This window comes from Mesorhizobium sp. M0771, from assembly GCF_040320155.1.
Lineage (GTDB): Bacteria > Pseudomonadota > Alphaproteobacteria > Rhizobiales > Rhizobiaceae > Mesorhizobium.
This window is the reverse complement of sequence record NZ_JAMYPC010000019.1, coordinates 125057-149816: the sequence shown is the minus strand read 5'-3', so window position 1 is coordinate 149816 and position 24760 is coordinate 125057. Positions and strand designations below refer to the sequence as shown.

Below are 24760 nucleotides of genomic sequence, written 5' to 3'. Positions count from 1 at the left end.
GCCAAGGTGACGCTGAGCGCGCCTACCTCCGGAGCCTATTCCGGCGTGCTGTTCTACGGCGACAGGACCGGGACTGCGGCGCAGAGCACCTTCAACGGCACAGCGGACTCGCTTTTGACCGGCGCCATCTATTTTCCCAGGCAGCAGGTCAACTATCTTGGCAACTTCTCGGGGAACGGTGGCTGCACTCAGGTCGTCGCCGACACCATCCAGTGGTCAGGCAGTACGACGATCAAGCAGAACTGCACCAGTCTAGGGATGGAAGACATTCCGGCGACGCAGTCCGTTCAGCTCGTCGAGTAGCCGGATGGGTGGGCGGACCTTGCGCATTGTCCGGGACAAATCCGGGATAGCCGCCGTGGAGTTTGCCATGTTGCTGCCCCTCCTGTGCTTGGTCTGCCTCGGCATCGCCGATGGCTGGTCCTACGTGACGAGTTACCTGCAGATGCGCGCGGGCGTCAAAACCGCGGCCAATCTCGTGATGGCCGGCGCGTCCAATGACACCGGGACGCAGGCGGTCGCGCTTTCGAGCTGGAACGACAAGCCCGAGGACGCCGCGGTCGTGCTGGTCCGCTCCTATTTGTGCGGCGCCACGGTCGTGGATGAGACCACCATCTGCGGCGGAAAGAAAATCTTCGTCCAGATAACGGCGACGGGCACCTGGGTGCCCCCGTTTAACTTCGGTGTCTTCCCGGACCCGCGCGCGATCAGTCATCAGCAGGTTATCCGTGTCCGCTGAAAGGATCGGATCCAGGTGGCGCCGTGACTGCTCCGGCGCAGCCGGGCTGGAATTCGCCTTGATCGCGCCTTTCCTGGTGATGCTTTTGTTCGGAATCTTCGCCTTCGGCTGGGCCATGAATGCCGTGTCGACCGTCCGCTATACACTGGAAACCTCTTCCCGGGCGCTGCAGCTGAACAACACGCTTTCGCAGAGCGACATCCAGGCTATCGCCACGCAGAAATTGGTGAACCTGGGTCTGAAGAACGTCATTGTGACGATCGCGACTGACCCTGCCAGCGGCGGTTTCAAGATGGCGCATCTGACCGCCAGCTATGCCTTCGTCATCGCTTTCCCGTATTTCGACCAGTATCCGATAAATTACGCCACGACCGTCACGGTGCCCCTGGTTGCCAGCTAGGATACGGCCGGCTTGGTTGAGTTGGCGGCGCCGAACTCAGACCGTAACGGATCGACTGGGAACCATCGCTCGATCTGGAATTGTACTTGCAAGAGGTCGATTCTCTTCGCGGCTGTAGATGCTTAAAGCTCGCTCCTGAGACCTCAGGGATGGACTTTTCTATGGAACTAAAGTCAGGCTGCTTGCTTGGTCGCGTCCGTGAAAATCACCGAAAACCAGTCCATCAGTGCTGCAACATGCCGACAGGCTATCTCAGTCACCAAGCCTTTGATCTTGCTGGTGATCCCGACAGGAATCGAACCTGTGACCTACAGATTAGGAATCTGCCGCTCTGTAACTCCATTGGGTTTCATGGCATGTCACTCAAAGGCCAAATCTTCTTGAAAAACTAGTCGGTTATACAGTTTCTGTCTCTAGATATTGCAACTTGTTTCAAGGCGTGCCACCATTTTTGTAACCCGCTATGTAACCCGTTGGTCTTAGATGGAGCACACATACCCATGCCGAAGCTCTCCGACAAAGCCCTGACTGATACCGCTATCCGGAGCCTCAAGGTCGCCAAGGTCCGTGTAGACTACTTCGATGCGATCCAACGTGGCCTTGGTCTCCGAGTTGCCCCCTCGGGCCTCAAATCGTGGTTCGTGATGCGGCGTGTGGATGGCGCTATGAAGCGCCTTTCCGTTGGTCGCTATCCAGAGGTCACGCTGTCCGCTGCTCGAATGAAGGCTGCCGATATTCTGGGAAACATCGCGGAGGGTAAAGCCCCCCTTCGGAAGGTAGTGCCTACGTTCGAGATTGTCATGGACGAATGGTTCACGCGTGAGCAGCATGGCAAACGGGGCGTGGAAGAGAAGCGACGCGCCTTAAGGTTTGATGCAGTTCCAGCTTTCGGCCATATCCCGATGGACACTATCAGCCGTGCCGATATCCGGTCGTTGCTTGATGGCATCGTCGACCGTGGCGCTCCGGTGCACGCCAACCGGATGCTTGCCTATCTGCGGAGGCTGTTTAACTGGGCCATTGAACGTGATATTATTTCTGTATCGCCAGTTGCTGGCATTAAGCCGCCCACTGCTGAGAGGAGTCGAGACCGCACGCTTTCGATTGCCGAATTGAAGGCTGTCTGGAATGCCACCTTTGCGCTCGGTTCTCCCTTTGGCGCGTTCTTCCGTGTCTTGATCCTGACCGGGCAGCGTCTCAGCGAGGTTGCCAACGCTTCGTGGCACGAGATCGACATTGAAAAGGCAGAGTGGAATATCCCCGCGTCGAGAGCCAAGAACGGCAGTGCCCACATGGTGCACCTCTCGGCGGTGGCAGTGACCGCTCTGTCTGCGTTGCCTCGATTTGAAGACTGCACCTTCGTATTCACCACCACGCTGACGACGCCAATCTCTGGCTTCTCGAAGGTCAAGGCCGTTATTGACGCCAGGAGCGGCGTGAGTGGTTGGACGATTCATGATCTTCGCAGGACTTTTGCGACCATCGGGACCGGTGATCTTGGGATCGATCCGGTCGTCATGGACAAGATCCTCAATCATCGCTCCGGCGTAGTGAGGGGTGTGGCCGCAGTCTACCAGCGAGCAGCCTATCTCGAACAACGCAAGGCAGCCTTGACGAATTGGGGGAGATTCGTCGAAGGACTGGCTGCTTAAGCGATGCCACGATCGTGAAGACCAAAATATGACAGTCGGATACGTCGCCGGAAGCGTCTTCGCTCACATACACGATGTCTCGCGTGAAGTGCCACTCCTGGAAAAGACGGGCCGGGCCAGACAACCAGTGATGCGCTCCGACAGGAGCTATCCATGATGAAGCGTGCGACACCCGTTTCGCTTCGAGAAAAAGAACGCCTTACTCCGGCTGAGTACCTGCGGTTGCGGGCAGCAGAGCCCGGCTTTTCGCGTCTCATGGTGATCAGAGATCGGATGAGCACCATTCGTCAACACGCAACCGATTTGCAGGGCCACGGAATTAGCGTTGATCGCCTCTTCGAAGTTTTGATGTCAACGCCCATTGACGTAGACACGTTAGAAGTTGGCAGGAGGTCTGTGGAAGAGATTATCGATGAAATCTCGCTTCAGTTGATTGCTGCCGTATCAGCGGATGTCGCGTTATCACGTAGGCTACCTGAGGCAAGCGTTCGCTCCGGTCAGTTGTTAGCTGACAGTGTGATCAACGATATTGTCCTTGAACTGGTCGAACAGGCTCGCCGCTTGTCGCTCGACATCCCGGATGGCCTGCTCTCGCTTCTGCAAATGCGGATCGACCCAAAAATCGCTAACCCCGTCGCAGGGGTGGATATGGAAACGCAGAAAGCCCTGGCTATCGTCGCAATTGCGCGAAATCCATCAATCAGCACGCGAAAGCTGGCTTCCGTCGCTGGAGTCAATCAGAGCACGGCGCTCCGATGGAAGGCTGATAGCGAAGTCCAGGCTCTCGCAAAATCCCTCAACAAGACAGCAGGTCCTCGATCACGGTGATGCACCGGTAAGTGTTCGCGCATCACCCGTTACCAGTGCCAATGGCTAGTCCGTGTTTAACCACGGAGGCTCATATGGGCTCGGTCAAAGGTACCCGCATTCTCTCTCTTGCAGGCGTTAGGGAACTTATTCCGCTCTCGCGCTCCCAGATTTTCCGGCTTGAAAGGGCCGGGCAGTTCCCGTCCCGGATCCGCATCGGCATGCGTCGTATCGGGTGGTTTGATTCCGACATTGAGGAATGGCTCGATGGGCGCAGGAATGCGTCTGGCGCCAAAGCCGTTCGCGATAGCTCGCTGAAGTCGGCAGGTTAGTCCGATGGGCGAACTCACCCGTACCTTCGCCCCGATTGCGCGGGAGGTCGCAATCAGCCTTCTCGGCAAGCCGGATTATGAGGGACCGAGAGAGCTGCGTTGGGGGAGCAAGATCGGCTTGTCAGTGAGCATTTCCGGTTCGCGTCGCGGACGCTTCCATGATTTCTCGACCGGCGAACACGGCGATCTCGTCGATCTGGTCGTGCGCGAAACGGGTTGGTCACCCGCAGACGCCATTCACTGGCTTCTTGGGTTTGGCGGCTCAAATCCTCGCCTTGCCCATAGCCTCGCGGCTGCCGAGGCGAACGGCGTTGCCGAACAACAGATCTGGTCGGACAAAGCCCAGGCGGTATGGGATAGGAGCGTCCCTTTGACGGGGACAATTGGCGAAGGCTACCTCCGCAAGCGCCACTGTTTCGTGCAGGATGCAGCCCATCTGCGCTTTCTCGCTGCAACCGATGCGCATCCGCCTGCCGTTGTCGCCCTCGTAACGGATTTCCTGTCCGGGGCGCGTATGACGCTGCATTTTCTCCGCCTCGATCCGGGCACTGTCACGAAGCTCGTGGAGGGCAATATGCTCGGGCACAAGCTTGACGGCGGGGTTGTCCGTCTTGTGCCCGGTGTGGAGGTTGGCGGGTCGCTCGGAGTTGCGGAAGGGATCGAGACTGCCCTCTCGGTAATCGCCGGCGGGCGCGGGCCGGTCTGGGCTACGCTCGGGAAAGGCAACATGGCGAAACTGCCGCCGGTTGCGACGGTCGGCGACCTCAACATCTGGGCTGACAACGATAAGCATCAGCTTGGTCTTAAGGCAGCGAACGCACTTGCCACACGTTGGCACATCGCTGGCCACGTTACGCGGATCAATGCGCCCCGAGACGTCGGTGCGGACTGGAACGACGTCATCAGGGGCCTCGCGAAATGAGCGCCATTCCTGATCCGAAAACTGCGCCGCCTTTCAACCCGACGGACGCGTCAACTGAGGCCGGTGCCAAAGCCGCAAGGCGCACCGAACCGTTCCCTACTCGCCCCATTGGCTCCTCGAATGCGCTTGGCAAGCGCACCTACCTTGTCGAAGGCCTGATCGATGAAGGCTCTTTGGTACTGATGTACGGCGCCCCGGGGGCGGGAAAATCCTTTCTCCTGCTCTCCTTGCTGGCCTCGATTGCCACCGGCACTGGTTGGCTTGGTCGGACGACCATGCAGGGATCTACCTTTTATGTTGGCTCAGAAGGCAGGTCTTTGCGTTCTCTGAGGGTCAAGGCATGGATGCAGGACCAAGGCAGCGCTGTCGACAACTGCATTGAAGTAGACTGCGACTTCAATTTTTCCGATCCCCGTCATGTTGCGCGGTTGATTGAAACGCTGAAGGAACACCAGAAGAAGACGAATAACCCCCCGCTCGCCGTCGGAATTGACACGCTGAGTCGGGCGATACCGGGTCTAGATGAAAACGCTGCGGCAACGATGTCCACCGTGGTGGATGCTTGCCAGCGCATTTCAAAGGAGACGGGTGCGGCAGTGATCCTCGTGCACCATACCGGCAAGTCCAGCGATGAGGCACGGGGCAACAGTGCTTTGCTTGCTGGCCTTGATACGAGCCTGCTGATCAAGCGCGACGGGGCTCGGAACACGCTGACAGTTAAGAAGCAACGTGACGGCGAGACTGGTCAGAGCCTGACGTTTCGGCTCAAGCCGGTCGACGTCAAGGTTGACGACAAGACAAAGGAAACGTCCGCTGTGCCTGAGTTGATCTCGGACATCGGGACTCAAGCGGATACCAGTGGAGCCCGGCCTAATCCTGATGACGGCGCCGTCCTCAGGATGCTCGACCGCATGATTCCTGCCGATGCACGCTATGCACAGCAGTCAAATGGCGACGATACGCCTTTTCTGATCTTGTTGTCCGATGCAAGGAAAAGGGCGGTCGCTGAGTTGTGGAAGGACGTGCAGCCCGATGCCCGGAGGAACCGCTTCAATCGAAGCATCAAAAGGCTAGCCAGTGCCGGCGAAGTCTCGCATGACGCACAAGGATACATCCTGGTGGCCGTTCTGGGTTCCATTGACCAAGGCGCCGAAAACTTCCCCCTGTTCGAAAGGACGGAGATGGATGGACAGGACACACCCCTTTAGGGGTGGTCCTGTCCGTCCATCCGTCCACGAAGGGTTTTCCTTGCAAGGAAGAGATTCGAGGATTGATTCTTCGAGGACGTCCGACATCGTCCCAGCCTGCGGGTTCAGGCCGCTGTTCTTTGCAAGGTGCAAAAATCCGAGATTCTTTGACCTGTTCCGTCGTGGGTGGCTTGTATCGACTGATGCGTTCCGTGGCACGCCAGCCCTTTGGGTCTTCTATGTAAATCAGGCTACAATCGGCAAAGCCGTATAATGGCAAAGCCTTGTCATGCATTTTGGAGTGTAGCCGCGCGACAACCCTTTGTTTTTGCAGTTTTACTCGGCATCGCTTTGCGAGTCGTCACCTCACCAGATGTTGCAGGTGTCTTAGATGGCAAGAGCGTCGATTGAGACGCATCGGACTATTCACCTAGATACTCCCTCCGTAACCCGTGGATATGCCCTCTGCAGTGGAAAAGACCGCCTCGCGAATCGAACTCAGCTTTGCGCCTAATTGCGGTCGTTGGGCGATACTTAGTCCACTCGGAAAGCTGTCGGTCTGGTTGGTTTTCACGTGAGCCATGCCGAGAGTGAACCCCGCGAGACGGAAGTGCCCGCATAGGCTATCCCGACTATGATTTCACCATCACCACGGAATGCCAGTTTCGGGACGACAGCTTCGTCTTGATTCCAGTGCTTGGGAGCGTGGGTGGTGAAGGCTCCGTCCTAGCGGCTTACCCGGACGTGACGGCAATGCAGGAGATCGGCCATCTCCTCTTCGAGCACATCCATCGGCCATCACCGTCGCGGCACTGAGTGACCCAGCCGCGATCCGCTGACCCCAACGGTATGAATCCGGACCATCTTTGTTATTGAAGACCCGCTTTCGGCGGGCGTATATAACTCAACGTTGCCATTGCTTTTTGTAGGGAGGCTGTGATGGATAACGTGGTTGAAATCCGCAAAGCGTTGCCGCGTATTGAAGTGGTCGAAGCCTGCGGTGAATGGTCCGTTCGTGTGGCCGAGGAAGACCAGGAAATCACCCGATCATTCGTGCTTGAATCCTTTGCGGAAGGCCAACGGATACGCCTGCATCTCGACAAGTTCGTTCGCCTGTAAGAGGCTAAGTCGGTGGCACGAACAACCCGACCACGAGCCGCTAGAGACTCGACCAATGAGCGCCGGCCGCCCTTCAGCTAATTGATTGCCGCGTCGATGCGCTTGCCGAAAATGTCGGCCATTGAGCGCGAATACGTGGCGGTCAGATGATCGGTGTCGCGCCAGACAAAAACATTGCCGATGACCGCAGGGCAAATCGCAAACTATGAAGACGAAGCCGATCTCATGGCAAAGCTGCGGGCTAAGCCTGCAGGATCGGGCTGAAAGTTCTGTGTGCGGCGATCGCCTGCATCAGCACGCCCTGGTTGCTGACATAGGCGCCGTTTGCTTTCTCGCCGGCGGCGCGGTGCAGTCCGACCACCCGCCACCTGATGTCCAGCACCGGCGAACCGCTGGAGCCCTCACGCGTGTCGGTCGTGTAAAAGAAATAGGGCGCGTCCCGCTTCGCCACGACGCTCTTGAGCATGCCGATGCGCTTTGGCGCGCCGAGCGGGTGCTGAATGATGGACACCGGGTCGTCGGGCTGCGGTAGCGTCGTCAGTTCCAGCCCGATTGTCCCCCATTTCGCCACGGGCTCGCCAGCGACGGCATCGCCGATCCTCACTATCGAGCAGTCGAGCGCGGCATCGGTGACGAAGCTCTCGGCAATCAGCCGGTAGACGGTCGTAGGTTTGGGCGTGCCGTCCAGCCCGTCCTGGAAGTTGAAGATAGCAACCGCGCCTCGCGCCGCCTCCTTTGTCGGCAGTACGTGGTTGTTGGTGACCAAAAGGCCGCCGGCGATGACGAAGCCGGTGCCGGCGTTGAACGCTGAGCCGACCTTGCAGACGGCGCGCGACACCGCAACCCCTTGCTCCAGCCAGGCGATATTGATGAGACAGTCGTTGACCAGCGCTTCCAGCTTGGGCGGCGGCGGGTTGGGGGCAGGGGCCTCGCCACGGGCCAGCGTCGGCTGGTGCGGCGCACCGGCCTGCAGCACCGCATCGGCGACCATGTGCAAATGACCGAGCATCTGATACGTGAGCTTCGCTAGGGCCTGCGCGGTTTCGTCACGTGACAGAATGCCGGCGGCGGTCTGGCGCTGGATCTCTTTAAGCTGCCCACGCTGTATAGCCACGACCGTGATGTCCTGGCTTGGCACCTGCCCGCGCAATCCGGTCATCAGGTCATAGAACTTAAGCAGCGCGCGATCGAGCTGGCCGGTCTCCGCCAATGACCCGATCTCGTCCAGTGAGCTTTTGCCCGCAGAGCCTCCTTCAATGATGCCGGCCATCAGCCCGATCTCCCCTTCAGACGCAGCGCAACCCAGTAATAGGTCTCGTAGATGACTCCGAACCAAAGTAGGTAGAGTGCCATCATGACGACGACCCGGACAGTAGCGCCAAGGTTCCTGATGTATTCCGCTATCAGGAATGGCGCCACGAAGCTCATGACCACTACGTAGAACAAATTGAGATTACTGATATAGCGGCAGAATGGAAAATTCGTCCGAAAAGCCATGGCGGCAATGCAGTATAGCAATGTCAGGAGCGAATATCCAAGATACAGGTAGCTGATATCGAAGTCGACGCCTTCGCTCTCCGTGCCGAATACGTAGTTGATCGCCATCGTTAGCCATCCTGTTCCGAGCAGATAAATAATCAGCACGCCGAAGACGAAGACGATGGCCGCGAGCGTCAGGTCTGAAGAGCGTTCCTTGGCGAAGCGGATCGATTTCGTGACGATGGCGCACCAGCCGACGACGAACAGGACGCTGAACACCCAGGCTTCCACATCGGTCTTAGGCGTCTCTAACGCCGCCAAGGTGCCCGGGGCCGGAAAGTAGGTCGCCTCTCCGGGCCGCATGACCGCAAACGAGCGCGCCATGAATTTGACCTGCACGCCATGCGCGCGCTCGATCGCCGCGAGATTAGTTTTAATGCGCGTTACACCGATCGCGTTTTTGGCTGCAGCAAGCCGGGCCTGCGTTTCCTTGCAGGCGGCCGTCTCGACATCGCCAGAGGCGCACGACGACACAAACACGGTTTCGGTGAGTCGCTCAAGGTCGAGGCCGGCGCCCGGCGTGCCGTACGCTTCCATCAGCCCTGCAAACGCCTTCTTGGCGTCCTCGATGACGGAATCGACGAAGGCGTCGTCCAAGGCCTCGCAATTCGCGTGGATTTCGATCGGCACCCCTTCCGGATAAACTTCGGCACTGCGCACGATGTAGCTGTAGCTCAGTCTCGCTTCGTATTTCTCAAGCAGGTTCCACACGGCAACATGTCTTAGCATCGGCGGCGACTGTCCGCCGGTCGCAACCGCCGTTCCTGAATAGCTGGTGAGCGAACCGTTAGTCGGATCGACAACCGGGACGCCGACGCCGAGGCTGATGGCTTTCGTCGCCAGGGTCTCGCTGAGGAGATCCGAGCCGATCCGGCACGCCAATGCCCGCTTGGCGGTGATCCGCTGGTTTGGCCCGTCCTTATACTCAACGTCATACTCAACGTCGTCGGCGTTGTTCTCGACCGCAGCGAGGAAACGCGCATTCCTAGCTTCCGAGACGACGTCCGGGAACTGCCGAACGATGCGATGGTCGACGATCCCCAGGAAGATGTATGTCGGTGCCAGGATGATCGTCATTGCGGCGATGACAACAACCACCAGCGGCTCGCCGATACGGCGCGGCAACTGCGCGGGGTCGACAGCCAGCATGTAGTTCACCAGCCAATAGATGGCGGTGGTGGCTGCGCCTGCGAACAGTATCTGGTACCAGGTCGCGATATCGCCGATCAAGTGCGGCGTGACCTGCAGCGACATGCCGGCGAGTGCGGCGACAAGCGCGATCGCCGGCACGGCAAAGGCGATGACATGGACGCGCATCAGCCAAAGCCTGGGATGGTTGCGCGCGAGGTACCGCCGCAGCCGCCCTAGAGGGTCCGCAGCGCGGGAGGTCACGGCCCGTCCCCGGCGGCGGGGGCTTCGACGCGTGTCGGCACGGACTTGGCGCGATCGATCATCATGCTCTTCGTCGAGGTGCTGATGTCGCGGAAGTAAGTGATGCCGATCGGCTCCAGGACAGCGAGCAGCCGGGCGGAGCCGATGGTCACCGCGGTGTCGATCTGGAAAATGCCGTTGGTCTCGACTATTCGGACCGCCATGTCGCCGAGCAAGGCGGCCAGCCGCGGCCGGCCGACCTCAGTGGCGACCTCGAAGCGGCTATAGCTGCGCTCCCGGTTCACATCCTTGGTTTCGCCGATAAAGGTGGCCTGCCCTTCCTGCAGCACGATGAGCTGGTCCGCGATCTGCTCCATCTCGAACAGGTGCTGGGAGGTGATCAGCACGGCGGAGGACTGCTTGGAGGTGGCCAGCGTCTTAAGGTCCCACAGCAGCTGCTCCTGTGACAGCAGGTCGAGATGCGCGAGCGGCTCGTCCAGCACGACAAGCTGCGGCTCGTGCACGAGCGCCTTGGCAAGCTCGTATCTCAGCTGGTAGCCGCCCGATAGCTCTCTCCAGTAGCGGTTCTCCTTGCCGGCAAGGTCGAAGCGGTCGAGCAGCCAATCGATCCGATCGACATTCCTCCTGCCCCTGATCCCATGCGCCGCAGCTATGAATTCGAGGTTCTCGCGCAGCGGGCCGCGCCAGGCCGGCGGGCGCTGCCGGACGTAGCCAAAGGTAAGCTGGCTCGGGTCGCCGCGGTGCAGAGGATAGTCGAGCCGGCCCGAATCGGGGTCGAGCATGCCAAGCACGATGCTCATCAGTGTCGACTTGCCGGAGCCGTTGCGGCCGACCACCGCCGTTATCTCGCCGACGCGAAGCGAGAAGGAAACCTCATTCAACGAGAAATCCTTGGCGCCGTAGCTCTTTGAGACGCCCTCGACAACAAGGATCGGTGGCGCACGGCTTCTCTTATCTTGGCGCGCTTCGGGAGCCTCGGGTGGCGGCTCGACCGCTTGAGCCGGCTGGCCGGGTGGCGGCTCGACGTCTTCAACTGGCCAATCGGGTATCCGCTCCGGAAACGAAATGATCAGTCCGCTTGGCGGATCGCCGGCCGGCTTGCCCGTGACGATGGCGACTGCGTCGCGCAGCGGTGCCGCAGCGGCTTTCTGGTCGACGGCATCAAGAATCCTTTCGGCCATGCTCACCATCTGATAGCGCAACCTGCCAAGCAGCTCGCGGTCACCAAAACCAGCCTCGACCTCGCGGTTGGCCTCGGCGATCTCGCCCGACTTTGTCATGACCGCGCTGTAGGTTTGAGCCGGCAGGAGGGTGCGGTAGTTGCGCACCAGGTCGAGCAAGATCTTGCGCGCTCGCTCCGGATCGCCCGCGCTCACAAAGTTGCCGATCTCCTCGACGCGATGCCGGATTTCTTCGCGGTCGACGGCCGAGAGCGGCTCACCGTCGACATCGACCGCTGCCCTGGCCAACGACATCAGGTCGACGGTTCCTGTGGGCCGGCAGCGGGCTTCTCGGTACCCGGGCGCGCCGGCATAGCCGCGAGCCGCGGTGGTCTTGCAAGTGTCTTTCCGTTCTCTGTCAAGAATGCCTCCCCAAGCTTTTCTTTATTCAAGCATGATCGGCCGCAGTTGAAAAGAACAAGCCGAGAATTCGACTGTTTAACGGCAACCGATAGCTGCAACCGTCGCTGCTGACTGCGGCTCTTCCGAGTGACCTGGAGTAGCAGCTGCCAAAAAGCGAATAAAATCAAGTGTGAACACGTCCTCCGGGCCCACCGACGACAACCGCCTCCAACCCCGATGCCAACGGCAGCTTTGCACCTTCATATCGAACATTGCTGATTGTTCTGCAGGTTCCTAATAGTAGACGTCACAATCCCCGAGCTCGCAGCTTTCCATCTTCAATGAGAATGAGGCCGTAGCCTCCAGAGTGCTTTTCACGTTTGCTGGGCAGTGGAGCGTCTGGGTTCCCGGCAGGTGCCTAGCCCTGCGGCTGACGCCCTGCTTGACTTGGTCGGCAGAGATGCGGCGCAAGACCTTCCTAGTAACTGACTGCGGCTTGGCTGGACGGAGCCATCCCCATTTCGAGCCCAAGGCAGCCCGCTATTTCGCCTAGGCAAACGTGCGCAAGGCTAAATACCTTGGCTGCCATCGGCTCTCACGGGCGGCTGCGGTGAACAGTGGCCGGGTGGAATGGCGATCAGTTTTTCATCGAATCTCAGACCGGATGGGTTATCTGCGCGTTTGCAAATTCGTTGCCGCCACCTCGCGAACACGTTGCCATGGCTCCGCAGAGGCTGCATTTCGGGGCACCAGCAATCGCTGCTCCGATAAACGTCGCTGATTCGGTGCCGCGGTTGAACCCTGTCTTCTTCTCGCTGTCTTAGCTTGGCCCTCTGAGAAGAGGTGGCTTGGCGGGAAGTAGATACTGAAAGTTGGGGTCTTCGGCGAATTTGGCGAGCATATCGGCTTGAATGAGACGTTAGGCTAACTGGCAGCAGGGAGACCCATTACGAGCTAGACTGCAGCAGGCATGAGCGCAAGCCGCATGCGAGGCGTGCGGTTGCTGCGAAGGGTCAGCTATATAGGCCAATCGTCGCGAAAGCGGACTTTCAGCTTCCGACCCAAATCAGACGTTTCAAAATACTCTCCGGCTGAGCAGGTGGGCGTCAAAAACGACGACATCTGCCCGCCGAAGGCAGCGGTGACGAGAGCATGCACGTCGTTACGCAGAGCCAAGAATCTGAAAATCATGACTATTCTGCGTTAACGACGCATGTGTAGATTGCAGGCCTTGTAAGGGTAACACCGACCGTCATTTACGCGTCTAGAATCCACGGCAACCCTTACGTCGTGAGTCATGGGCTAAGGGATGCAGCGCACATATATGAACGCATTTTCTCAGGCTTGCTCTTGTGGTTTGCCTTGCGCGACTGAATCCGCGTTGCCGACTAGCCTAGGATGAGTTTGGCGAGCCGCTCCACCTCGAGCATATCAAGCCCTTCGCCGGCAGACTCTCGTGTCTCGATCAATGCATCCCCGCCTGCATGCTCATCAATCGGCCTTACGCCCGTTGCGAGATACGCGGCTCGCTTGGTCTGCCAACGACTTGCATATTGCGGGTCCGACAACATACCCAAGTGCTCCCAGTAGTAGGTGACACCGGATGCGTCGTCAGCGATCGTAAAGTCGGGCCACCGGGTCTTGCCGCCCAAAAGTACGGGCTGCTCATAGACATAGGCAATGCCCATGCCGTGCAGCTTCTCGGCGATCGCAAGTTCGGATTTAGACCTGACGAACTCACCTCGGCTCGTGCGGTGCAGGAGGTGCTGGTCTAGGAAACGCGGTCCAGTGATCGTTTGTACCTCAACCGGACCGGGAGCCGTGAAAAGGTCAGTCATTCGTCTCGCGATTTCGGATGCAGACGGATCGGCATACCGACGTAACGCACCAAGTTCGTCTTCATGGAGGATAACTAATTCGTCCCGATGGCGGGTTATAGCCGTATATAGCAGTTCGCGCGAAAGCGGGCGGCAGTTGCGCGGTAAAACCAGGAAGGAACGACCGAACTGGCTTCCTTGGGTTTTGTGCACCGTTAGCGCGTAAGCAAGCTCTAGATCCGGCGATCCTTCTTCGCCAGAAAACTCGCCTGCGTAGTAGGTGAATTTTATTCCTGGTTGGCTAGCGAATTCGACCTCAAGATCCTTCGGTCGGAACTTCATCTTGGCAGTCTTGTAGCCCCCAACGACCACTCCGATGTCACCGTTTGCGATATAGGACGACGGCTGCGGCGGATAGGTTCGCCGACGCCCATTGTTGCGCAGGTTGATTACCTTGTCGCCCCACAGCACTCCCTGCGGCCCCGCTGGCTTTGGAAACTTTGCGTGCTTGGTCATCGCCCGATCGCGCACCTTGCTGCGGAAGCGGTGCTGTACCGCAAGGTTGATCGCCTCCACGCCTGACAAGCCGGCACGAACCGGGGACAGTATCTGCCAGTCGTGCGAACTCGCCGCTGCGCCGCCTGTAGTCTCGCTAGGTCGGCGCGCCCAGAACAACATGTGGCCTTCCCATTCGCTGCCACCAACGCTTCGCTCAAAACCTACTTGGTCTGCTCCGTCGGCTAGGGTCAGCCCTCGCACAAGTTGCTCGGTGAGGATGGGCTCCAGGTCACTAGGTAGACGCCATCGGGCACTTTGGACGTGCGACAAAGTTCCAAGTTGCAAGGCATCCCAAACCTCGTCAGCGCCGGCATCTAGAGGTTCACCGCTGAACTGTCTGGCCAGCAGTATGTCACCTCTATCAAGACCACGCTGCCGTCCTATGATCGTCAGCTCGGCATATCCGGAGGCTACCCTAGGGAATACGGCTTTGGCGTCCTCGGGCTTGAGGTACCTGCAAATGTCGACGAATGGTCTCCCCGCGCCGATTGGGGGGAGCTGGCGGGGATCGCCAACCAGAATAAGCCTATCGACGCCCTCAATCGCGTCGACAAGTGCCGAAAGCTGGTCCTCGGTGAGCATTGAGCACTCATCGACAACGACGGAGCGGTAACCCTTCTCGCGCGGCGCATCAGGATTGCGGAAGTAGCGCCCGCTCGACCCGTCATAACGTTGATGTCGCTGCAAGAACTGGGCAAGGGTCATGCCCTCACCCAGCCGATCTGTCGCCTCTTCAAGGCGAACACGTGCCTTGCCTGTCGGGGCAAGCAGCAGAACGCCGCCAGCAGCGATTTCGGGTAGATCGCAAATCACTTTGAGCAGCGTGGTCTTTCCTGAGCCAGCAGGCCCTACTAGGACTGAGAAGCGCCCGGAGGAAAGCTGCTCAAGCGCGGCAGTCTTTTCCTGGCGAGCAAGCTCTTCGGTATCACTATCCGGTCCTGTGTCCATAACGGGCAACGCGGCGTTGACTAGCGCGCGCCAGTTGTGGGCGAGTGCATGCCGTTTGCCTGAAACTCGCTTGCGAACTGCGTTGACGATCGCGGTGCGGGCAGAACCGTAGCGCCTCAGCTTTAGCGCCGGCTCGCCGCCCGAGGTTTTCGCCTCCTCAAGGGTAAGCGTGAGATGGGCAGATGCCATGTCCAGCACATCCTCGTCGACACTGCAGCGAGGGTCCAGGGCGGAGTCCAGTGCGCGGCGCACGATCCAGCTTCGCGGCAATAGAGTGTGACCCTCTAGCTGCGCCGCCCGCTCAAGAAGTTCAGTAACGAGCCCGCGGACTCGGCGGCGGTCGATGCCGTCGCTCATCCCAGTGCCGGGAGGCAGGGGAGCCTGTGTGCGAACCACTTCTGCGGGGAAGACGCCACGGTCGATTGTCGCAAATGACGTGCGTGGAGACGCGGCTTCGTCACGCTCGAACATCAGGTAGGGGTTCGCCAGGATTTCCGCGTCGGTGGTCTCCTCCGAGTAGTTGCGCCTACTCGGCTGGTAGGCCCTTATCGCTTGTTCAGAGGTAAGACTGCATCGAGCGACGAGGTCGAGCAGCTGCCGGCGAGGCTTCGGCAGACCTCGCCACTTGTCCCGGTATGTGGCCCCGAAGCCGAATGCCTCTGCTTCCGGGAAAGACTTAGGCGCTGCCACGAACTCGTCGATGAACCCGAACGCACCGAAGACCTCCCCCTCTTTGCTTCCGGCGCGGACGATCTCGTAGGCGAGCAGCGCCCCATGCTCCAGTCCGAAAGCTGTCAGCGCGCTTCCGAGACCCGGATGGATGCCTCTGGCGGTCCAGAGACGGGCGACTTCGCGATCTATCCAAGCGAGGGCGGCAGAAGTGTCTGTCTCGATCACCTTCGCCGACGCCTTCAGTGCCCCAGCGCACGCAAGAAGCGACGCGATAGCGCCGTCATGACTCAAGTGCTCGGATCCAAAAGAGAAAGCCCCAAACTGGTCATCGGGCGCAAAAGCCACGCAGTCCTCAACTGCGATGCCCGCATCCGCCTCCGCAGCGGCGAGCACGTCGTAGTAGGGCATCAGGAACCCGTCCGTCCCCTCGGGGCGCAGGCTGTGCCGAACACATCTTTCCCATAGGACGCCCTTAAGATCTCCCGGCGCGTCGTAAGAATATTCGGTGTACTGGCCTACGCTCTTCACGCGCGCCGCTCCGACAATTACGCGGCTGGCGCTGTCGGAGAGCGGCGTCTTCTTCGCATAGAAGAAGCAGAGAGAGGCTTCAGGCTCTAGCGCTCCGAAGAAAGTGTCCAGCATAATGAGCTGGTTAGACTTGTCCTGGACCCAACCGGTCTTGAAGGAGAGTTCGGGCTCGCGTTCGGGTTCGTAGCCAAGGCGCAGCGCGGCCGCCTTTCCAGCTTCGCCGGACTTCTCATCACCTTCTACGCTGGACTTCAGCATCCAACCGAAGGGAATGCAGGCGGCCGAGTATGCCTCGAGCCGGAGGGTGGTCTCGCCGAAGTGGCCATGGCTCTCTGGGCTGGACGTTTTGTAAGGATGTTTTTTCTTCAGAACGAGGTCATGGTCCGCCATGAAACTCACCCGCTCGTCAATGCACGGTGGCATGGTCGACGGAGACAGCTCGTCGAATAGCTGACCGGCGAAATCGTCCTGGTCAGCGCGCTTCCCGGCAGCGATTCGCGTCAAGACGAGGCAAGAGGTGTTTGCCGAGGGCGAAGTGCATACGCGGCCGTTCCAGCCTCCATCGTGCCACGGCACACGTATCGTTACGTGCTGCGAAGGTAGTTTCTTCGATCCCTGGATCATTCGTGCTCCTCCCGGCCGCTTCCCGACCTGTTGCGCATCGAGTTTGCGATGGCCGACCGTTGACCTCTCGATGCGCGTTGCAGTTGGGAATTACAGCCAGTCTCAATTCGTCTTGAAACGTTGGCGAATGTACACGTGCTGCTCGATCGGGTTTAGGGCGATCGAGGCATTCCCTCGGCGTACAAAAAATTCGTGCTTGCCTTGAAACTCTAGAAACACGGGTTCTGGCGACGGCGCGGCGACGACGACGCAGACTTTTTTGCCGTCTGATGCGTCTGCAAATCGGATCGAAATGTGCTGGGCGTACGCGGCACCGATGGTGTTTGAAAAGACGCTAAGGAGGTTCTGCTCAAAAACGTCGAGACTGTTCCGCGTGAGTGTCAGGTCATCCTCAAGCCCATGAATCTCTTTGTCGTCAGTGACGCCGATGACTAGCGTGCCGCCCTCTGTGTTCATGAACGCGGAAAGGGTCTTGAGGGTGCTCTTTTGCAGCTCCTTGTTCTGCTTTCCCTCTTTCACGTCCCACTGGAACGTGGCCTTGAACTCGAGCTCCAGGCTTTCGTCGGCCTTGATGATTTCTTCGATCGATGGCGGAGGTGGCGGTGGGTTGATAAACGCACCCGGCCAACCGCCATGCTCCTCGATGACTTGGTCAATTTCCGCCATCAGTCGGCGGGTTTCTGTGAGGGCGGTGACAACACGGCGGTAGTGGAGGATGTCATCGTCGGTCAGCACGCGCCCCGGCGATGGGTTCTTCCCGCCCTTGCCGGCGCGGTCTTTGAGCCACTTCTCGCAGACCTGATAGCCGCCGACGTGGAACTCCCAGGTTTCGCGTGGCACATCCTCAAACCAGCGGCTGGCGTTAATCATAACGCGGCCGTTCCGATACTCAGGGTAGCCTTTCTCCACCTTCGCTTCGCCAGTACCCGCAATGCGGATGTCGGGACTTGCCAGGGGTGGCGCGTCCTCAGGGCGCAGAAGGTGTAAGTTCACTAGTCGGCCGCCAAAGGCTACTAGCGATGCGAAAGCAGCCTTTGTCTTCGGTGTGGGGATGCGCGGGAAGTCGGACTTGAGAAATTCGGTGTACCGGCTGCGATAAGTGGGGCTGTGCAATACTGCATAAACGTAGTCGAACATGTCACGCGGGCCGAACGTTCTCGCCAAATCGCCACGACCTTCGCTGAGCGAATCTAGTTGGTTGAGGTGTTCGTATGTCCCGCGTGACGAATCCGTACCAATGTCACCCTCCTCACTGCGAGGGATTCCGTCCTCGTACTTCAATTCCAGCGTTTCGCCGAAAGCGACAGCCCACGGTCGGTTGATGTTTGGGCGACGGTGTTGCTCGCCAGCGGAGGCCTTGAGCCAGAGGGGGATGGTCGTCGATTGTATTGTCCGCTCACCGCACTTCGTCTCCACGATAGAGCTAGCCACGGTAAAGTGGTTGATTTGGTCAGATCGATTGCTCCTAGCGGTAACCAAGGCCACGTTGTCGCCGTCCCTCAAATGCGACATTACTCGATCACGAAGATGTACGGCCACGTATCGACTATAAACAGTGTAGCGCCAATCGAACGGCCGGTACAATATTTTCGTAATGAGACTTCGCCATTTACCGTCCTTTAAATGAATTTTCGCTTGAGAATAGCTCCATTGATCCTGCGTGCATAAATTGAAATGAACTCTAGCATCAGTTTCATTTTTTGTTTCGAGTAGGGTCTCTACTTTTCTGGCTTGCTCTTCGGGAGTGAACGATATAGCAAACTCGTCCTGGGTGGTCACGATCCCCGGCGCCAGATCGCCATTTTCGCCCATTAAAGTGGTCAGGCTGCAGAATGGCTGCCACTCAGACCTAAGATCCACATTCACTTTGAAGAAAAAATTTTCCGGTTCGAGAATTTCAGACTTGGTTTTGCCGCCAATTCTCGACTTTGGATCGATGAGGTAATCTAGCTTCGAGTCCGCTGTACCGAATAGGTCGTCCCGCCAAAGCTGTGTGGCGGGTTCTCCCGTCCCAAGCTTGATTGCCTCGGTAATCGCGACTCCCTGCGCTACTTCGTCGAAGACGCCCCCGTCGGGAGAACCATCCGGCGCTCTCTCCTTCTTCTTAACATTCCCATGTAGGTCCAGGATTCGAATTTGTTGGAAACCCGCCTTGAGTTTCGCCCTCATGCCCTTGAAGGTTGGGTTGTCAAGAAATGAGTGGTTGCTGATGACTCCCAAAACCCCATATCCCGCGTGATCGAGATGGAGTTGCGCGAGCCTGATGAATTTCACGTAGTCGTCTTGCAGCCATTTTCCTTGGCCTGGCTTGAGCAGGTCCGGCCAGTCCTTTTTGTAGTCATGGACAGCCTTGACGATTTCAAGGACAGCATTGTTCTTGGAATGGCCCGCATAAGGTGGATTGCCAATAATGACGGTGAAGGGCGTATTCGCCTTCGCGTTGTTGGAAGCTCGGGCCTCGTGTGCAAGCGCCTGTGACGTGAAGCTAAACTGCATATCCAGATCACGCGCGGGTTCCAGTGCATTGGTCAGCAAGATGCGAGCGCGCTCGTCTGATCCAAAGGTGTAGCCCGTGTCCGACAGCTTCAGCCCCACCTTCATATGAGCGATGGTGTAGGGTGCCATCATCAACTCGAAGGCTGTCAACCGGGGCAGCAGATGGGCTGGAACGTAGGCGTTCCAAGCGGCTTTGATCTGTGCATCCGACTTGCCCTGCTTTTGCCAGTGCTCTTCCATCCGCGCGTGGATCAGATCGATCACCTCAACCAGGAAGGTGCCGGTTCCGGTGGCAGGATCGAGGATCTGGACAAAGGGCTGCATAGGATCGACGTGCTTTGGCACGGTGATCTTGTCATTTTTCGCTGCCAACTCCCCCCAGGTCGTTGTGTCGGCGAGCCCGAGTGGTAGCCCGAACTCTTTCCGCAGGATCTCGTCTACGCCACGAACGATGAAATTCACCACCGGTCGCGGGGTGTAGAACACACCACGCTGCATGCGCTTCTTGGGATCGTATTCCTTCAGGAACAGTTCGTAGAAGTGGATGACCGGGTCTTCCTTTGGATTGCGATCACCGAAGTCTCGCAGCACCGCATCCATGTTGGCCGCGTTCAGCATGTCGACGACGTTGCGCACCCCCAGTTCGTCGAAATCCATGGCCTGACGCGTGTCGCGCCCGCCGATCTTCAGGAAATTTGCGAAAAGTTCCTTCAGGAAAGGGTTTGTCTTCGGAATCATATCCGCGAGATTGTCCGCCACCAGATCGGCACCAGGTCGCGAGATCTTCGCCGCCAACAAACCGTAGGAGATGGTTTGGGCGAACATGTCGGCGAAGCCGTCTTCGTCGAGGTCGTGGATCAGGTTCTTGCGGAAGGCGCCGAGCAGTTGGCGCATTGGGCCCTTGTCGGTTTCGGCTAATAGCAGCTGGTTGGCGCTGGCACGGATGTTCGAGGCCAAGGCCGCGAGCTGCATCGCAAGATCTTGCGATGTGCGAGCGACCTCGCCCAAGCGCAGTTCAAAGGCCTTGCTCCAAGTCTCCTTCCACGCTTGCCGGTCGGTTGGGTTCTCGGGCCACCGGAGACGATCCCTCAGGACCTGCACGACATAGTCGTTATGCAGCGTCGTGTCCTTGGCGTTCCACCCGAGGACATTGAGCACCGGAAGATCCCCCGCTGTGTCGGAGAAATGCGCGAAAGCGATCTCGCGCTCACCCGAGGGGCCGAAGTTGGTCACGAAGATCAGGTCGTGCAGGCTCCAGGTTTGCCGATTTGGGGTCTGGGCACTGGCGCGCTTCTTGAAGACCAGCGCTCGCAGAATGCGACGGAGAACGGTAACGGAGATCGACTTGTCTTCGAACGAAATGAAGAATACGCCCCAGGGCTGACCGGTCACTAGAGGCCGAAGCTGGTGGATCTCGCGAATTTTGGCGACCTCAGCATCCTTTAGGCCAAGGTCATCTGCCTCATACTCGTAGACGATATCGTCGAAGCCATAATCTTCGCCGATCGGCCAATCGAGTTTGTCACGCAGCAATACTATCAACTTCGGAAAACTGGTCACCCGCGCAAGCTGCGCAGCAGAAATATCGCTCATCTATCCCCCCAGGAACCCGAGCCTAGCTCAGCTCCATCCATGCCTTGAGTATTGGCTTTACGCCTACGGGCGCCTGAACCTTGCGCAAATATGTCTTCGTAATGTGCTTTTCGACCAGGGTACGAATTTCGGACAGAGTCGGCTGCTCCATCTTCGCGACCCTCGACGTTTCAGGCGTCGAGCGGATCAGTTCGATGATCCCCGACGCCTCTTCTCTGACGATATCCGCAGCGAGGTTGTAGAGGTACCATCTCACATCGCCGCTCTCGGTCGTCCACTCGTCCTCGCCTGACCGTTCACTCGCATCTTTGTCGAACGCGGGCCGCGCGTAGCAGAAGAAGACAGCCTTGATGCCCGGCTTTGGATGCGTCTTGCCCGAGAAAATGCCGTCGGGAAAGGTGACGACCCTCTCAACCAAACCCGGATGCTCTCGCAACAGATCCTGCCATTCGAGATGCATCGTCTCGTCGGCCGTGATTGTGCCCTCGCGCTGTTCATCGAAGTTCTTAAGGTCTTCGAAATCGTCGTCCTCCCGAAGAAGCTTGCGCCCCTCGATGCCAAGCGTTTTGGAAATCCTGATAGTCTTGTGCGAGACCCTTTGGTAGAGGCGCAGCAGGTCGTCCAGCTCGCCTGGCGGCAAGAAGTTCCAGTAGCCCACGGTGCCCCGCAACCTCTCTTGGTCCGGATGATCTTTAACGATGCGCCTCTCGATCTCTGCGTTCATACGGCGATCGACGCGACCAATGCGCTGCATAAGGCGCACCGGGTTCCAGTGCAGATCGTAGTTGATCAGTCGCGTTGCATCCTGAAGGTTGAGTCCTTCCGACAGCACGTCAGTGGAGATGAGGATACGGATCTCTTCTCGCCCCGCCTTCGCCAAGGTTCCGCTTGAACTCTCGTTGTAGTAGGGCGAGAAGCGTTCGATGACCCGTGCCCTGTCACCGGATGTACCGCTATCAATCTGATCAACGCCTTCAATGCCGGCATGCTTGAGCTGCTCTGAAAGGTAGCGGGCGGTGTCCCCAAATTCAGAGAAGATCAGCACCTTGTGCTTGCTTGCCACCGGGTCGCCCTTGAGTAGCTTGATCAACTCGGTGAGTTTTTTGTCCTGACTTGGCTTAAAATTTTCAAGCTCTTCGAGGAAATCGGCGATTTGTTCGAGGTCCTGGAGCGTGTCCTGAAGGATCTCGTCGACGGCAAATTCACCTCTCGGAAGCTTCTCGACAGCGTCCATGAGCTCAGGTGGAACCAGGTCGTCCTCCTGGTCCTCCGACAAGAGGTCAAGCTGCGGTGCGTAGCCGAGCAGCTTTGCGTTCTTGCGCTTCCAGCGCTCCAAGGCGGCCTTCTCATGAGCCGTCTCTGCGTGAACTTCCGACCAAGCCAGCAATTTCTGTAGTAGCCGCCAACACGATTTCCTGAATGCCTCGGCAGAGCTTTCGAACCGCTTCAGAAAGCTTGTTCTGATGAGGGCGACGACCTGCTGCCGCCGTCCGCGCTCCAGGGCTGGGATGACCTCGGGATCAGTACCTTTGTAGTAGGCGTAAGGGTTATAGATCCCAAGGACGAAAAGCGGTGCCTGCTTCTGGAAGGCGGTCGACACCATGTCCAGCAATTTGCCGTAAGTCTGCTTGACCGAATACTCGGCCACTTTCGGCTTGCGCGGTTCAGGGAATAGGACCTCACCGGTGCCCTCCCGCACCATGCTTTCTTTGACGTATCTCCGGCTACGCTGAACAACAAGGGCATCGAACAGCGGGTCTGCGAACAGCTTAGGCGCAGCGTCCGCCATGTTGAGCTCAAGCTGCTCTTCGCTAGCTGCTCCGTAGATCTCTTTTTCTATCGCTCGCTCAAGCTGCCGGATGTGCCCCGGGAGCGAATGGATGCCCAAGGGCGCTTCAACGAAATGGTCGGTCTTGTGCTGAGTGAACAGCTCAACCATGTGCTGAAAGTCAAGCAGGCTGTTATTGATCGGCGTTGCCGTCAGCAGAAAGACCTGTTTGCCCTTAGCGATGTCATACAGGCGCCAATAGCGCGACCGCCTGCCCTCGCCGTCTCCGCCCCTGGTGCCGGTGTTCCTGAAATGGTGCGCCTCGTCGACAATGATCACGTCGGCCTGAGCAGCGACCTGCTCGAGCTCCTCTGCCATTTTCTCACGCATGAGATCGGTATGGCTGAAGATCTTGAGGTGGCTGAAGCCTTTGAAGACGTCAGGTAGCCGCTTTGAGAGTTCTCGCTCCCACACGGGACCTTTGGCGGCCTTTGGCACAAACAGCGCAACGTTGAGCTGCTGGTGCTTTACGAACCGCTCGATCAGCATCAGCCCAACGAACGTCTTGCCGAGACCCACGCCGTCGCACAGGAAAGCGCCCCCATATCTTTCCGCTCGCTTGATAAGCGATGCGTACCCATCCCGCTGATACTTCGCCAGGACGGGGTAGATGGAAGAGGAGTTGGTCTCCCACTCGCTGGCGGTCTCTTCGTGCCCTTCGAAGTATTGCTGCAACGCCCGCGTATAGACGTCGAAGGGGGAATAGGTCCGAATGTGCCGTTCGAGCACCGATAAAATGTCTGGCGTGACGTCCTCGGCCTCATTCCACCGTTCTTCGAACCATTCCTGCAGGACGGCAACCGGTGCGCCGGTGATCTGCACGTTCAGTTCGATGTTCTCGGTAAGGCCAGGCACCGTCAGATTTGATGAGCCGACAAGCGCTGAGGAACCCACGACTTCTAGCGTCCCGTGGGTGATGTAGGCCTTGGCGTGAAACTTGTCCTTCCGATAGACCCGACACTTGATCTGGCCCGTTGCGATCGCCTCAACAATCGCTTTGACGCCGGTCAGGAAATGGTTCTTGAGCTTCTCTCGTTCGACACTGCGGTTGAGTTTCTGCTGGATGCCCTGGAGCGCGGCTTCGAAGGCCCTCTTGGTGCGCCGGGAAACGTCGTCCCCCATTAAGATGCGGATCTTGCCTACCTTTTGCCACTCGCCTTCGAGGGCAAGAAGTGCGCCGATCTCAAAGTAGCCAGTGGCAATGTCGATTGCCTTGGAGAGCTGGCACCAGTCACGCAGGTATCTAAGCGCCTTCCATTCGTCGGCGCTATTGTCGACGATGAATAGCTCGCTGCCAGTCTTGTGGCTGGATCGTTTCGGCATATTTTCCGCTATCGAGTTCGGTCCCGGCTATACCTATGACTTGGTCAACCCCTCGTAGCAAGCGTGCGGCGGCATTAGCATCGCCGACAGTGCCCAACGATGGCCTCTTAAGTTCGAATTTCAGTCGGCGTGTTACCCCGGTGTTACCCTTGCCAAGTCCGCATCTCGCCGTACCAAAAGAGGTTCAAAAAAAGATGAACGATTTCATGAGGTAAATGGCGCACCCCGACAGGATTCGAACCTGTGACCTCTGCCTTCGGAGGGCAGCGCTCTATCGAGTTGGCGGCGTCCGCCTGGAAATGTCCGTGCAATTGGTCCCGTACGCGAATTTCAGACGAGGTTCCATAAGGCAGAGGCCGACAACGCGTCGGTCTCTCTATGCTGTTGTAGCGAAATTTTTGGTCGACCCTTCGCGGCAATTAGTAAGGAAAACGTGTAGAGGCCACTCCTCATTCCGGGGTGGCGGGGCGGTGGGTTGACCATCGGCACCCCGATTGGATTGAAAGGAGGTATGCCAAGATAACCGTTGTCACCCATTTGTAACCCAAGACGGCGGCCGTCGAAGGCGGGTGATTGATAACCCTCTGATTTCTTTGGTGATCCCGACAGGAATCGAACCTGTGACCTACAGATTAGGAATCTGCCGCTCTATCCTACTGAGCTACGGGACCACGCGGCCCGACACATAGCCGCTTCGGAACGTTTCGCCAAGAGGCTCGCCG

Annotated in this window: 14 protein-coding genes, 2 tRNA genes and 1 pseudogene; 9 read left to right on the top strand and 8 right to left on the bottom strand. The window is 58.4% G+C overall.

Going from position 1 to position 24760, the window contains the following annotated elements; all coding sequences use genetic code 11:
* From NKI05_RS25360 to NKI05_RS25350, 3 genes and pseudogenes are all read left to right on the top strand, one after another.
* Positions 1-303 (top strand): annotated as a pseudogene (locus NKI05_RS25360) (pilus assembly protein TadG-related protein); the annotation flags it as partial.
* 4 nt (positions 304-307) lie between these two features.
* On the top strand, positions 308-739 hold the full coding sequence (locus NKI05_RS25355; protein ID WP_352793417.1) for a TadE/TadG family type IV pilus assembly protein: 432 nt from the start codon (positions 308-310) through the stop codon (positions 737-739).
* Positions 729-1139, top strand: coding sequence for a TadE/TadG family type IV pilus assembly protein (locus NKI05_RS25350; RefSeq protein ID WP_023708223.1), 411 nt, complete (start codon positions 729-731; stop codon positions 1137-1139). Before NKI05_RS25355 ends, NKI05_RS25350 begins: the two co-directional genes overlap by 11 nt.
* A gap of 277 nt (positions 1140-1416) precedes the next feature.
* On the opposite strand, the gene NKI05_RS25345 is transcribed toward NKI05_RS25350, so the two are convergent.
* A tRNA-Arg gene (locus NKI05_RS25345) sits at positions 1417-1490 on the bottom strand.
* Positions 1491-1639: 149 nt separating this feature from the next.
* Between NKI05_RS25345 and NKI05_RS25340 the strand changes: the two genes are divergently transcribed.
* The 6 genes from NKI05_RS25340 (at position 1640) to NKI05_RS25315 (ending at position 7158) form a co-directional block, all read left to right on the top strand.
* Positions 1640-2791: a tyrosine-type recombinase/integrase gene (locus tag NKI05_RS25340; RefSeq protein WP_352793414.1), complete on the top strand. Its 1152-nt coding sequence runs from the start codon at positions 1640-1642 to the stop codon at positions 2789-2791.
* A 153-nt stretch (positions 2792-2944) separates the two neighbouring features.
* Positions 2945-3619, top strand: a complete 675-nt coding sequence (locus NKI05_RS25335; protein ID WP_352793412.1) for a hypothetical protein — start codon at positions 2945-2947, stop codon at positions 3617-3619.
* A 74-nt stretch (positions 3620-3693) separates the two neighbouring features.
* On the top strand, positions 3694-3930 hold the full coding sequence (locus NKI05_RS25330; protein WP_352793410.1) for a helix-turn-helix transcriptional regulator: 237 nt from the start codon (positions 3694-3696) through the stop codon (positions 3928-3930).
* Between the two features lie 4 nt (positions 3931-3934).
* Positions 3935-4852 (top strand): toprim domain-containing protein, encoded by a 918-nt coding sequence (locus NKI05_RS25325; protein WP_352793408.1) that lies wholly within the window; start codon positions 3935-3937, stop codon positions 4850-4852.
* Positions 4849-6060: an AAA family ATPase gene (locus NKI05_RS25320; RefSeq protein ID WP_352793406.1), complete on the top strand. Its 1212-nt coding sequence runs from the start codon at positions 4849-4851 to the stop codon at positions 6058-6060. Before NKI05_RS25325 ends, NKI05_RS25320 begins: the two co-directional genes overlap by 4 nt.
* A gap of 918 nt (positions 6061-6978) precedes the next feature.
* The gene (locus NKI05_RS25315) at positions 6979-7158 is read left to right on the top strand and encodes a hypothetical protein (protein WP_352793404.1); all 180 of its coding nucleotides are present in this window, start codon (positions 6979-6981) and stop codon (positions 7156-7158) included.
* Between the two features lie 241 nt (positions 7159-7399).
* Here the strand turns inward: NKI05_RS25315 and NKI05_RS25310 are convergent, their stop codons facing one another.
* The 7 genes from NKI05_RS25310 to NKI05_RS25280 all read right to left on the bottom strand — a co-directional run bounded on the left by NKI05_RS25310 (position 7400) and on the right by NKI05_RS25280 (position 24709).
* Complete coding sequence (locus tag NKI05_RS25310) at positions 7400-8428, bottom strand: trypsin-like serine peptidase (protein ID WP_352793402.1); 1029 nt, start codon at positions 8426-8428, stop codon at positions 7400-7402.
* Complete coding sequence (locus NKI05_RS25305) at positions 8428-10014, bottom strand: hypothetical protein (RefSeq protein ID WP_352793400.1); 1587 nt, start codon at positions 10012-10014, stop codon at positions 8428-8430. The genes NKI05_RS25310 and NKI05_RS25305 overlap by 1 nt, the downstream gene beginning before the upstream one ends.
* A 71-nt stretch (positions 10015-10085) precedes the next feature.
* A complete protein-coding gene (locus NKI05_RS25300) occupies positions 10086-11564 on the bottom strand; it encodes an ABC transporter ATP-binding protein (RefSeq protein WP_352793398.1) in 1479 nt (492 codons plus the stop codon).
* Between the two features lie 1475 nt (positions 11565-13039).
* Entirely contained in the window at positions 13040-16798 is a 3759-nt protein-coding gene (locus tag NKI05_RS25295) for an ATP-dependent DNA helicase (protein ID WP_352793396.1), read from the bottom strand.
* A 102-nt stretch (positions 16799-16900) separates the two neighbouring features.
* Entirely contained in the window at positions 16901-20887 is a 3987-nt protein-coding gene (locus NKI05_RS25290; RefSeq protein ID WP_352793394.1) for a type ISP restriction/modification enzyme, read from the bottom strand.
* A 22-nt stretch (positions 20888-20909) separates the two neighbouring features.
* A complete protein-coding gene (locus NKI05_RS25285; RefSeq protein WP_352793392.1) occupies positions 20910-24038 on the bottom strand; it encodes a helicase-related protein in 3129 nt (1042 codons plus the stop codon).
* Between the two features lie 594 nt (positions 24039-24632).
* Positions 24633-24709: transfer RNA gene (locus NKI05_RS25280), tRNA-Arg, on the bottom strand.
* Between the last annotated feature and the right edge of the window lie 51 nt (positions 24710-24760).

Excerpts from the sequence above, each read along its gene's own strand:
- NKI05_RS25355 (WP_352793417.1), top strand. The coding sequence starts at position 308 with ATGGGTGGGCGGACCTTGCGCATTGTCCGGGACAAATCCGGGATAGCC.
- NKI05_RS25340 (WP_352793414.1), top strand. The coding sequence starts at position 1,640 with ATGCCGAAGCTCTCCGACAAAGCCCTGACTGATACCGCTATCCGGAGC.
- NKI05_RS25335 (WP_352793412.1), top strand. The coding sequence starts at position 2,945 with ATGATGAAGCGTGCGACACCCGTTTCGCTTCGAGAAAAAGAACGCCTT.
- NKI05_RS25330 (WP_352793410.1), top strand. The coding sequence starts at position 3,694 with ATGGGCTCGGTCAAAGGTACCCGCATTCTCTCTCTTGCAGGCGTTAGG.
- NKI05_RS25325 (WP_352793408.1), top strand. The coding sequence starts at position 3,935 with ATGGGCGAACTCACCCGTACCTTCGCCCCGATTGCGCGGGAGGTCGCA.
- NKI05_RS25320 (WP_352793406.1), top strand. The coding sequence starts at position 4,849 with ATGAGCGCCATTCCTGATCCGAAAACTGCGCCGCCTTTCAACCCGACG.
- NKI05_RS25315 (WP_352793404.1), top strand. The coding sequence starts at position 6,979 with ATGGATAACGTGGTTGAAATCCGCAAAGCGTTGCCGCGTATTGAAGTG.
- NKI05_RS25310 (WP_352793402.1), bottom strand. The coding sequence starts at position 8,428 with ATGGCCGGCATCATTGAAGGAGGCTCTGCGGGCAAAAGCTCACTGGAC.
- NKI05_RS25305 (WP_352793400.1), bottom strand. The coding sequence starts at position 10,014 with ATGCGCGTCCATGTCATCGCCTTTGCCGTGCCGGCGATCGCGCTTGTC.
- NKI05_RS25300 (WP_352793398.1), bottom strand. The coding sequence starts at position 11,564 with ATGTCGTTGGCCAGGGCAGCGGTCGATGTCGACGGTGAGCCGCTCTCG.
- NKI05_RS25295 (WP_352793396.1), bottom strand. The coding sequence starts at position 16,798 with ATGATCCAGGGATCGAAGAAACTACCTTCGCAGCACGTAACGATACGT.
- NKI05_RS25290 (WP_352793394.1), bottom strand. The coding sequence starts at position 20,887 with ATGAGCGATATTTCTGCTGCGCAGCTTGCGCGGGTGACCAGTTTTCCG.
- NKI05_RS25285 (WP_352793392.1), bottom strand. The coding sequence starts at position 24,038 with ATGCCGAAACGATCCAGCCACAAGACTGGCAGCGAGCTATTCATCGTC.